Consider the following 11,000-nt stretch of genomic DNA (forward strand, 5'->3'; position numbering starts at 1 on the left):
CCGTGGGCACAAAAAAAGGGCTTACGGAATGAACCGTAAACCCTTGTTCTTTCTGGTCGGGATGAGAGGATTTGAACCTCCGGCCCCTTGAACCCCATTCAAGTGCGCTACCAGGCTGCGCTACATCCCGCAAAACGTGATCTTTAACCTTTTTTACCCTTGGCTGTCAAGCAAGAAGTGGCTATCGCTCAAGGATCTTCTGTAAATCGAGTAACTCCTGCTTGATCCCGCCAAAGAGTGAGGTGACACCGGTCTTCTCCCCACCAGCCGCAGGCTCCGGAGCCGCAGCCGACGGCGGGCCGGGCCGCTCCTCCTTTGCCGGCCCTGTGCCGGCTGCTGTCGGAAGGGCTGGTGAGGCGGCTCCCCCCCGCCGTTCACGGGCCAGCAGCTTCTTGGCCCCGCTGATCGTAAACCCCTCCTCCTTGAGGAGCCGTTTGATCCGCAGGATATTTTCCACATCTCCCCGCCGATAAAGGCGTTGACGGGAGTTGGCCCGCTGGGGGCTGAGAATGCGGAATTCCGATTCCCAGTAGCGCAGGACATGCTGCTTAACCCCGGTTATTTCGCATACTTCGCCTATTTTAAAATAGAGCTTGTCCGGAATCGGCGTTGCCTGATCCACGTCGCCACTTACTTGCGGTTGATCCGCTCCCGCACGATCTTGCTGGGCCGGAAAGAGATCATGCTGCGCTTGGTGATCTCCATCGGGTCGCCGGTGCGGGGGTTACGCCCTTGACGGGGCGACTTGCGGCGCACGTTAAAAGTTCCGAACTGGACCAGCTTGATCGGCTCTTCCGCCAGCAGGGTCGTCTTAAGACGATCAAAGACTATATCCACCAGATCGGCGGCGCTGCGTTGGGAAAATCCCATCTGTTCGTTTATTGCCTTGGCCAAATCCTTGCGGGTCAGGTTTGCTCGATTCATCAGTCTAGGCCTCTCGTAGTTGACCGTGGAAGCGGATAACCAGTTGATCAATGATCTTCCGGTGTACCACCGCCACTGTTTCCTCGTTCAGGGTGCGCTCAGCGTCGCGATAATGGATGGCAAACGCCACGCTTTTCCGTCCCGGTTCAATATTTTTACCGCGATAAACATCAAAAATTTCCACATGCTCCAGCAGCTTGCCCCCCGCTTGCCGGATGACCGTCAGCATCTCCCCGGCGGGAACTTCTTCGGGAACCAGCAGGGCCAGATCCCACTTAACCGAGGGGAACCTGGGCAAGGGGGTGAAGGCCGGCCGCGTGGCCGGCAGTGCCAGGAGGCGGCTGCTGCTCAGGTCAAGATAAAGGAGTTCCTGCTTGATGCCAAATGCTTTCAGCACCCTGGGGTGAAGTTTTCCACATTCCCCCAATTTTCCGCCTTCATGGTTCAAGTTGAAACAGCTCCCCGGCAGGGCGTAGGGGGGGGGATCTTCCGCCGGGACCAGCACCGGTCCCGACCGTCGTAACCCGTCCAGCAGTTCCTCCAGCAAGCCCTTGAGATCGTAAAGATCGACGGTGGCCTCCCCTTCCCAGAGCAGGGGGGAGCCGGGATGCCGCCGGCCACCGAATACCGCGGCCAATCGCTCCTCCTCCCGGGGGAGGGCGGAGGACGGCTCGGCAAAGAAAACCTTGCCCAGCTCGAAGAGCCGCAGATCGGGACACTGGTGATTGATGTTGTGCCGGGCGTTCTCCAGCAGGCCGGGCAGCAGGGTGGTACGCATCACCCCCTGCTCTTCACTCAAGGGGTTGAGCAGGGGCAGCATGCGGCGGCGCTGGTCGGCAGCATCCAACCCCATCCAGTCGGCATGGGCCGGATTAACAAAACTGTAATTAACCGCCTCATAACAACCCAGGGCGGCCATGATCGCCTTGATGCGGGGACGCTGATCACCATCAGCCGTTGCCGGCATCTCCATGGCCACCATGGGCATGGCGGTGGGTATCCGATCGTAACCGATCAGCCGGGCCACCTCCTCGATCAGGTCCACCTCCCGCTCCAGATCAACCCGGAAGGAGGGAGGGCGAATCTGGAGAGCCTGGTCATCCAGCCGCTCACCGTGGATCTCGATCCCGGCCAGATGACGGGCCACCGTCTCCAGATCAAGGTCGGTGCCGAGCAGATCGTTGATCCGGCCAAGCCGCAGGGTCAAGAGGGGGGGATCGACCACCCCCTCGCGATAATCGACCCCCCCGGGGGCCACCTCACCACCGGCCAGGCTGACAATCAACTTCATCGCCCGTGCCAGAGCCCGGGGAGCGGCCTGGGGATCAACCCCGCGCTCAAAACGGTAGGAGGAGTCGGTGGCCAGCTTGAGGGCGGCGGCGGTGGCGCGGACGCTTTTAGCTTCAAAACAGGCGCTTTCCAGCAAAATATTGACGCTTTCCAAGCCTACTTCGCTGTCGGAACCACCCATGATGCCGGCAACGGCCACCGCTTGCGCGGCATCGGCGATCAGCAGCATCTCCGGGGTCAGTTGCCGTTCCACCCCGTCCAGGGTGGTCATCTTCTCACCGGCCTCGGCCCGCCGCACCCGGATCAGGCCGCCGGCCAGGCGGTCAAAATCGAAGGCGTGCATGGGCTGGCCGTACTCCATCATCACGTAGTTGGTGACATCAACCACGTTGTTGATCGGCCGCAAGCCCACCGCCAGCAGGCGCCGCCGCAGCCACCAGGGGGAGGGCGCGATCTTGACCCCCCGGATCAGCCGGGCGCAATAACGCAGACAATCGGGGGCTTCCACCTTCACCGCAAAGGGAGGCTCGGATCCGGCCAGCTCGGGAGGGCTGACCTCGGGCTGCCGCAGGGGCAGGCCGGCGGAACCGGCCAGCTCACGGGCCAGACCGATCACTCCGGCACAGTCGGGGCGGTTGGGGGTGAGATCAACCTCGATCATGGTATCCCGCAAACCGAGAACCTGGGCCAATGGGGCTCCCGGAACCAGCCCGGGAAACTCCCCGGGGTCAAGGTCCATGATCCCGCCACTCTCCACCTGACCTTCAGCCAGCCCCAACTCCCGGTCGGCGCAGAGCATCCCCTCGGAGCTCTCACCGCGAATCTTACTGGCCTTGATCTTGAAATTGCCCGGCAAAACCGCGCCGGGCAGAGCCAGGGGGGTGAACATGCCGGGCCGGACATTGGGAGCGCCGCAGACCACCCGGCGCGGCCGCTCGCCACCGTCATCAACCTCGCAGAGGCTCAAACGGTCGGCGTTGGGGTGCCGGGTCACGCTCAGGACCCGGCCCACGCAAACGCCATCCAGGCCCGGATAGAGGGGCTCCACCGCGTCCACCTCCAGCCCCAGCATGGTCAGGCGGGCGGCGATCTCATCCGGGCCAAACTCGACGGCCACATACTCCTTAAGCCAGTTTTCGGTACATTTCATGGGGACTAACCGTTTTCAGAACTGGGCCAGAAAGCGCAGATCATTTTCATAAAAGAGGCGGATATCACCGATCCCGTAACGGAGCATGGCGATTCGCTCAATCCCCAGACCAAAGGCAAATCCACTGTACTGCTCCGCATCGTAGCCGACTTTGGCAAAGACGGCGGGATCGATCATCCCGGCACCCAGAATCTCCAGCCAACCGGTCTGCTTGCAAACCCGGCAGCCTTTGCCGCCACAGATCACGCAACCGATATCCACCTCGGCACTGGGCTCGGTGAAGGGGAAGAAGCTGGGTCGGAAGCGGATGGGGGTTTGCGCGTCGAACATCCGGGTGATAAACACCGACAGCACCCCTTTAAGATCGGCAAAGGAGACCTTGCGATCCACCATGAACCCTTCGACCTGATGAAACATCGGGGTATGGGTGATGTCGGAATCACAACGGTAAACCTTGCCCGGAGCAATCATCCGCAGGGGGGGGCTGGCCTGCTCCATGGCCCGGATCTGCATGGGTGAGGTATGGGTCCGCAGCAGCCTCCCCTCATCGACATAGAAGGTGTCGTGCATTGCCCGGGCCGGGTGATGGGGGGGAATATTGAGGGCCTCGAAATTGTAGAAATCGGTCTCCACATCGGGCCCTTCGGCCACCGCAAAGCCCAGGCCGACAAAGATGGCGCAAACTTCATCCATCACCTGGGTCACCGGATGGATACCGCCGGCGGGGCGGCGACGACCGGGCAGGGTCAGATCGCCCACCGGGGAGGCGGCGGGCAGCGCGCCCTCCAACTCCTCCTTGCGGGCATTGAACAGCCCCTCCACCACCGCCTTGACCTCATTGGCCAGCTTACCCAGCCGGGGCCGCTCCTCGGTGGACGCCTGGCCGAGCAGCCGCATCAGACCGCTAAAACGCCCTTTGCGCCCGAGATACTCCACCCGGAACGCCTCCAGGTCGGCCGGACCGCTGACCGCCGCCAAGGCGGCCTCGGCCTCGGCCCGCAGACTTTGCAGCTCCTCTTCCATAAGACCGTAACACTCCGAAAGATGAGGAGTTGCCACGCCCCGAGCTCAAAAGTCGAAAATTCACCGGCCCGGACGAAGACCTCTTGCAAAGAGGCGTCGCACGGGCCGGTCAGGGCATGGCAAATCCGTTTACAGCGGGGCCGACTCCGCCTCAGTGGGTCTGGGAGATCTTCACCACTTCGGCAAAACCGGCGGGATCCATGATCGCCAGATGGGCCAGCACCTTACGGTCCAGATCCACCTCGGCCTTCTTCAGACCACCCATCAGGCGGCTGTAGGTGGTGCCGTTCTCGTGGGCGGCCGCACCGATACGAACAATCCAGAGCTTGCGGAAATCGCGCTTCTTCTGACGCCGATCACGGTAGGCATAGCAGAGGGCCCGATCCACCGCCTCGGTGGCGCTGCGGAATTGGCGATGGCGACCACCGATATAACCACTGGCCAACTTCAGAACTTTTTTACGACGCCGACGCGCCTTGAAACCACGTGCTACCCTGGGCATGGCTGCTCTCCTTACAGATAGGGAATCAAACGCTTGATGCCGGGGGCATTGGTGGCATCAACAATGCCGCCCTGACGCAGCGAGCGTTTTCTTTTGGTCGATTTTTTAGTGAGGATATGGCTGGCAAAAGCTTTGCGGCGGGCCACCTTGCCGGAGCCCGTACACTTGAAGCGCTTGGCCGCTCCCCGGTTGGTTTTCATCTTGGGCATGACTTAACTCCTTTATTTTACTTGGGGCCGACCAGCATGGTCATCTGGCGCCCTTCCATCTTGGGGGTCTGGAGGATAACCCCATCCTCCAGCAACTCGGCCCCAAGCCGTTCCAGCACCTCACGACCGAGGGTCTCGGCATAAACAATCTCTCGGCCACGGAAGCGCAGGGTAACCTTGACCTTGTTCTTCTGTTGGAGAAATTTCTTAATATTCTTGATTTTGAAATCGAGATCGTGCTTTTCGGTCTTGGGCCGCAGCTTGATCTCCTTTACCTCGACAACCGTCTGCTTCTTTTTGGCTTCCTGCTGTTTTTTGCTCAGCTCGTAGCGGTATCTGCCGTAATCCATGATCCGGCAGACCGGGGGTTTGGCGGTGGGGGAAACCTCCACCAGATCCAATCCGGACTCTTCGGCCCGAACCAGGGCCTCACGCGGCGACATCACCCCGACCTGGGCGCCATCGGCATCGATCAACCGGACCTCATCGCAACGGATCTGCTGATTGATCCGCGCCCTGACCTCCTTGTTCTCTGGTTCCTTCCGTTTGCCCTTAATGATACCAGACCTCCTTGCCTACTTAACTTAATGGGGGCACCGCTCGCCGGCAGGCTTTATACCATTTCCGGCATAATTTCGCCAATATCTATTTTGTCAAAACGTTCTGGTCGCTCTCGGCCTCAACCAGGGCGGCAAAATCGGCAATGGTCATGGCCGGCAGGTTTTTGCCATCCCGCAGGCGGACGGTCACCGTGCCCTCGGCCGCCTCCTTATCGCCGACGATCAGCATATAGGGAATCTTCTGCAGCTGGGCCTCACGGATCTTGTAATTGAGTTTTTCGTTGCGGCTGTCCAACTCCACCCGCACCCCCTGCCGACGCAGCTGCTGGTAAGCCTGTTCGGCATAATCCAGTTGAGCGTCGGTGATATTGCAGATCCGGGCCTGCACCGGAGCCAGCCAAACGGGGAAGGCCCCGGCGTAGTGCTCGATCAACACCCCGAAAAAGCGCTCCAGCGAGCCCATCAGAGCCCGGTGGATCATGATGGGCTGATGCTCGTTGCCGTCGGCCCCGGTATAGCCGAGGTCGAAACGCTCCGGCAGATTGAAATCCACCTGAATGGTGGAACACTGCCAGGCCCGACCCAGGACATCCTTGATCTTGATATCGATCTTGGGCCCGTAGAAAACCCCTTCGCCGGGATCGACCCGGTAAGCCAGGCCCTTCTGCTCCAGGGCCGACTTCAGGGCCTCGGTGGCCCGCTCCCAGTGCTCATCACTGCCCACATATTTTTCCGGACGGGTGGAGAGATAAATATCGTAGTCGGCAAAGCCGAAGGCCCGCAGGATATGGAGGTTAAGCTCCAGAATCCGGAAGATCTCCTCCTCCAGATGATCGGGCCGGCAGAAGATATGGGCGTCATCCTGGGTAAAGCCCCGCACCCGCATCAGGCCATGCAGGGCCCCGGTCTTCTCGAAACGGTAGACCGTGCCCAGTTCGCACCAGCGCAGGGGAAACTCCCGGTAGCTGCGCTTCCTGGTTTTGTAGATCGCGATATGGAAGGGGCAGTTCATCGGCTTGAGCTGATACTGCACCTCTTCGATATCCATGGCCGAGAACATGTTCTCGCCGTAAAAGTCGAGATGACCGCTGGTCTGCCACAGTTCGCGCCGGGCGATATGGGGCGTATAGAGCAACTCGTAGCCGTGGCGGTAATGCTCCTGCCGCCAGTAATCCTCGATGAGCCGCCGCAACAGCGCCCCCTTGGGCTGCCAGAGAATCAGGCCGGGGCCGATCTGGTCCTGGATGGTGAACAGTTCCAGCTCCTTGCCCAGCCGGCGGTGGTCCCGCTTCTTGGCCTCCTCCAGCCGCTCCAGATAGTTCCGCAGATCCTTTTTGTCGAAGAACGCGGTGCCGTAAATCCGCTGCAGCATCTTGTTCTTTTCATCACCACGCCAGTAAGCCCCGGCCAGACGGGTGAGCTTGAAGGCCTTGAGCCAACCGGTGCTGGGCAGATGGGGTCCCCGGCAAAGATCGACAAAACTGCCCTGTCGGTAGAGCGAAACCTGCTCGGCCTCGATCTCGGCCAGCAGTTCGACCTTGTAATCCTGGCCCAGGCCCCGGAAAAAATCGCTGGCGGCCTGACGCCCCATCTCTTCCCGGGTAAAAGGCTGATCGGCGGCGACGATCTCGGCCATCCTGGCCTCGATCTTCTCCAAATCCTCGGGGGTAAAGGGGTGGTCGCGGTCGAAATCGTAGTAGAAACCATCCTCGGTGGCCGGGCCGATACTGACCTTAACCTGCTGGCCGAAGAGATCCAGCACCGCCGCCGCCATCACATGGGCGGCGCTGTGGCGCAGCAGATCCAAGGCTTCAGGGCTCTCCACCGTCAGGGGGGCAATTTCACCGCCGGTGGTGATGGGGGCTGACAGATCCAACAGCTCCCCTTCCAGCCGCAGGGCCAGGGTTCGCTTGCGCTCCTTGTTGGAGAGCATTGCGCGCGCCACCTCGGCGGCGGTGGTCCCCAAGGGAAAGCTTCTGCTTTCTTGGGAGTATCTTACAGTTATTTCAGCCATTTATCCGTCTGCATTAAAAACGAAGCTTCGCAAGGACGATCCGAAAAACGGATGAACCATTGCGAAGCCCGGTTCTTTTCTGGTAGGCACGGGCGGGATTGAACCGCCGACTTCTACCGTGTCAAGGTAGCGCTCTCCCACTGAGCTACGCGCCTGTAAAATATGCTGTGCAGCAGGCCGGGGATCATTTTTCCCGGGCCGACCATACCGCCCCGACCGCCAACAGTTGGGGTTGCTAAACGGCAAGGAATTACCAGCTTATCGGCCCGCTGTCAAGGGGATAAGCCGCCGGGGCTATAATTTCTGCTCCTGACGGGTCTCGATGGCCCGGGCCAGGGTCAGCTCGTCGGCATACTTGATATCCATCCCCATGGGAATCCCATAAGCCAGCCGGGTTATCCTGGCCTGACTGTGTTCCTGCAGGTAACGGATCAGGTAGGCGGCGGTGGCCTCCCCCGGCACCGTGGAGCTGGTGGCGATCAACACCTCCCCCACCTGGTGGCGCCGGACCCTCTCCAGCAGCAGGCCGATCTTCAACTCCTGGGGGCCGATTCCATCCATGGGGGAGAGGACCCCATGCAGGATGTGATACTTACCCTTAAAGGAGGAGGTTTTCTCGATGGCCATCAGATCGGCGGGCTCCTCCACCACGCAGACCAGACCGTCATCCCGGCCGGGATTGCGGCAGATCTCGCAGGGATCCTGCTCGGAAAAGGCGAAACAGACCGAACAGAGGGTAATCAGCTGATGCAGCTCGTTGAGGCTGCGGGCCAACCCCTGGGACTCCAGCGGCGGGCGGCGCAACAGGTGCAGCGCCAGCCGGGTCGCGGTTTTGCGGCCGATACCGGGCAGCCTGCTAAAATCACTGATCAGGCGGGCCAGGGCCGGGGGGACGACATTCATAACTTTTTAGAACAGGCCGGGAATATTCATGCCCCCGGTCAGGCGTCCCATTTCCGCCTGGATCATCTCCTGGGCCTTGGCCATGGCATCGTTAACCGCCGCCATCACCAGATCGCGCAGCATCTCCGGATCATCGGGATTGATCACCTCCCGCTCAATCTTCAACCCCACCAGTTGATGCCGACCGTTGACCGTGGCCTGAACCATTCCGCCCCCCACACTGGAGGTCACGGTACGTTCGGCCATTTCAGCCTGCATGCTCGCCAGCTTCTGTTGAAACTGCTGAGCCTGTTTCATAATCTGGCTCATATCCATCGCAATATCCTCTCGCTCAGTGGCTGTTGCCGGTACGGATGCCGACCACATCGCCATTGAAGATTTCAGTCACCGCCTGGACCAGGGGGTCGTTGGCCAGAGCCCGGCGCTCCTCCTGGGGCAAGCCATCGCCATCAACCACCACGCTGTCCCCCCCGCGAATCCGCAGTCGCAGGGTCAGCTCCTGCTGAAAATAATCCTGGGCGTATTCGGTGAGCAGCCGACTGTTTTCCGGCTCCTCCAGCAACTTGCAATCGGCCGAATCGTCGTAGCGGACCAGCAGCTCTCCCCCCTCCTCCCGGGCGCCGGCCGCCATCTCCAGAACCGGAGCCATCCACACCTTGCGCTCCCGGACATAACGGACAAAACCATCCCAATCCCGGCGCAGATCCCGCCCCCCCTCTTTGGGGCCCGACTCGGCCGACGGGGTGGGCGCGATCCGGGGCTCGACCGCAGGAGCCGGCTTCGAAACGGGTTCCGCCGTAACCATCGGCTCCGGTTGGGCGGCGACTGGCGGGGCCTTGACCAGCTCCGCGGCCGGCTCGGCCAGCCGGGAGCCGCCTCCGCCGACCGGCGCTCCTCCCGGGCCATAAGACGTCTCCCGCTTTGGCGTCCCCTCTCCCGGCGCGGCCGGCGCTCCTCCCCCACCACCCCCGGGCAGGCCGGCCAGCAGTTGCTCCAGGCGGCCCAGGATCTGGGCGGCGGGCACGATCTGGCCGGCCTGGGTGGCCCGGACGAAGGTCATCTCCAGCACCAGCTTGGGGCGGGAGGCGTACTGCATCTCCTCGATCCCCTTGAGCAGCAGGTTAAAGCAGTAAAGCAGGGTCTCCCCGCTTTGGCCGGCGGCCAGCTCCTTGAGGCCGGCCAGATCGGAATCGGCCAGATCCAGCAGCCGCTCGGGGTGCTCGGTGGCCCGACAGACCACCAGATTCCGAAAATAGTTGAGCAGATCGGCGGCAAACCGCTTCAGGTCCATGCCGGCCCGATAGCTCTGATCGAAAATTTCCAGTACCAGGGCCAGATCGGCGGCCAGCAGGGCCCGGGCCAGGCGTTCAAAAACCTGGCGATCCACCAATCCCAGCATCTGGCGGACATCGTCATCGCCCACCTCCTGGCCGCCGAAGGAGAAAACCTGATCCAGCAGACTTAAACCGTCACGAACGCTGCCATCGGCTTCGCGGGCGATCATGGCCAGGGCCGAGTCGGGCATCCTGACCTGCTCCGCCTCGGCCACCCGCCGGAAAAAATCGAGCAACTCGGCAAAAGGCACCCGGGTCAGTTCATAGCGCTGACAGCGGGAAAGGATGGTAACCGGAATCTTGTGCAGCTCGGTGGTGGCGAACATGAAATAGACATGGGCCGGGGGCTCTTCCAGGGTCTTGAGCAGGGCGTTGAAGGCCTCGGTGGTCAACATGTGCACTTCATCGATGATGACGATCTTGTGCTTGCCGGCCACCGGCAGAAAGCGGATATTTTCTTTGAGTTCGCGGATCTCCTGAATGCCGCGATTACTGGCCCCGTCAATCTCGTGGAGATCGACGGCGCTGCCGGCACTGATCTCGCGACAGGAATCACACTGATTGCAGGGTCGTTTTCCCGCCTCTTGGGCCCGGCAGTTGATCGCCTTGGCCATCAGACGGGCCAGGGTGGTTTTGCCCACCCCCCGCACCCCGGAAAAGAGCATGGCATGGGCCACCCGGTCCAAACGCAAGGCGTTTTGCAGGGTCCGCACCACCGGGCGCTGCCCCACCACCTGCTCAAAGGTCTGGGGCCGCCACTTTCTGGCCAGCACGAGATAGGACATAGGTTTGGGCCAAGTGGTAAAATAAAAAGCCAATGCAACTGGTGGCGGCCCTTAAAAAAAGGATAGCCAGGCACCCCCGCGGCACACAGAGAATTTCGCTACCGCTGCTTCCTCCCGGACCTGACGGAGTTTGCGAGCCTCTGTTGCGCGGGACCCGGCTATCGCACTGTATGACCAGACACCACTTAACTATTTCCACTGGCGGAGAGGGTGGGATTCGAACCCACGGTACGTTGCCGCACACACGCGTTCCAGGCGTGCACCTTCAACCGCTCGGTCACCTCTCCGGGAAAAAACTTTCTCATG

The 11,000-nt window shown here is 61.3% G+C and carries 11 protein-coding genes, 3 tRNA genes and 1 other RNA gene; all 15 read right to left on the minus strand.

What is annotated here, in order from left to right; translation table 11 throughout:
* Positions 1-53: 53 nt before the first annotated feature.
* A tRNA-Pro gene (locus ACHHRT_RS07090) sits at positions 54-130 on the minus strand.
* Positions 131-181: 51 nt separating this feature from the next.
* Positions 182-622 (minus strand): MerR family transcriptional regulator, encoded by a 441-nt coding sequence (locus ACHHRT_RS07095; protein WP_395499056.1) that lies wholly within the window; start codon positions 620-622, stop codon positions 182-184.
* 8 nt (positions 623-630) lie between these two features.
* Positions 631-924, minus strand: a complete 294-nt coding sequence (locus tag ACHHRT_RS07100; protein ID WP_395499057.1) for an integration host factor subunit alpha — start codon at positions 922-924, stop codon at positions 631-633.
* Positions 925-928: 4 nt separating this feature from the next.
* Positions 929-3,364, minus strand: a complete 2,436-nt coding sequence (gene pheT / locus ACHHRT_RS07105; RefSeq protein ID WP_395499058.1) for a phenylalanine--tRNA ligase subunit beta — start codon at positions 3,362-3,364, stop codon at positions 929-931.
* Positions 3,365-3,379: 15 nt separating this feature from the next.
* Entirely contained in the window at positions 3,380-4,387 is a 1,008-nt protein-coding gene (pheS, locus tag ACHHRT_RS07110) for a phenylalanine--tRNA ligase subunit alpha (protein WP_395499059.1), read from the minus strand.
* 151 nt (positions 4,388-4,538) lie between these two features.
* The gene (gene rplT / locus ACHHRT_RS07115; RefSeq protein ID WP_395499060.1) at positions 4,539-4,889 is read right to left on the minus strand and encodes a 50S ribosomal protein L20; all 351 of its coding nucleotides are present in this window, start codon (positions 4,887-4,889) and stop codon (positions 4,539-4,541) included.
* Between the two features lie 11 nt (positions 4,890-4,900).
* Positions 4,901-5,098, minus strand: a complete 198-nt coding sequence (rpmI, locus tag ACHHRT_RS07120) for a 50S ribosomal protein L35 (protein ID WP_395499061.1) — start codon at positions 5,096-5,098, stop codon at positions 4,901-4,903.
* A gap of 17 nt (positions 5,099-5,115) precedes the next feature.
* Complete coding sequence (gene infC / locus ACHHRT_RS07125) at positions 5,116-5,655, minus strand: translation initiation factor IF-3 (protein WP_395499067.1); 540 nt, start codon at positions 5,653-5,655, stop codon at positions 5,116-5,118.
* A gap of 88 nt (positions 5,656-5,743) precedes the next feature.
* On the minus strand, positions 5,744-7,672 hold the full coding sequence (gene thrS / locus ACHHRT_RS07130; RefSeq protein ID WP_395499062.1) for a threonine--tRNA ligase: 1,929 nt from the start codon (positions 7,670-7,672) through the stop codon (positions 5,744-5,746).
* Positions 7,673-7,752: 80 nt separating this feature from the next.
* Positions 7,753-7,827, minus strand: a tRNA-Val gene (locus ACHHRT_RS07135).
* Between the two features lie 139 nt (positions 7,828-7,966).
* Positions 7,967-8,575 carry a recombination mediator RecR gene (gene recR / locus ACHHRT_RS07140; protein ID WP_395499063.1) on the minus strand — a complete coding sequence of 203 codons (609 nt, stop codon included), beginning with the start codon at positions 8,573-8,575 and terminating at the stop codon, positions 7,967-7,969.
* Between the two features lie 6 nt (positions 8,576-8,581).
* Complete coding sequence (locus ACHHRT_RS07145) at positions 8,582-8,890, minus strand: YbaB/EbfC family nucleoid-associated protein (RefSeq protein WP_395499064.1); 309 nt, start codon at positions 8,888-8,890, stop codon at positions 8,582-8,584.
* A gap of 16 nt (positions 8,891-8,906) precedes the next feature.
* Positions 8,907-10,694 carry a DNA polymerase III subunit gamma/tau gene (dnaX, locus tag ACHHRT_RS07150; RefSeq protein ID WP_395499065.1) on the minus strand — a complete coding sequence of 596 codons (1,788 nt, stop codon included), beginning with the start codon at positions 10,692-10,694 and terminating at the stop codon, positions 8,907-8,909.
* Between the two features lie 61 nt (positions 10,695-10,755).
* Positions 10,756-10,854: signal recognition particle sRNA small type (gene ffs / locus ACHHRT_RS07155), an RNA gene on the minus strand.
* Between the two features lie 39 nt (positions 10,855-10,893).
* Positions 10,894-10,981 (minus strand) — tRNA-Ser (locus ACHHRT_RS07160).
* Between the last annotated feature and the right edge of the window lie 19 nt (positions 10,982-11,000).

Origin of the sequence: Desulfurivibrio modestus, from assembly GCF_044068625.1 — a bacterium.
Taxonomy (GTDB): domain Bacteria; phylum Desulfobacterota; class Desulfobulbia; order Desulfobulbales; family Desulfurivibrionaceae; genus Desulfurivibrio.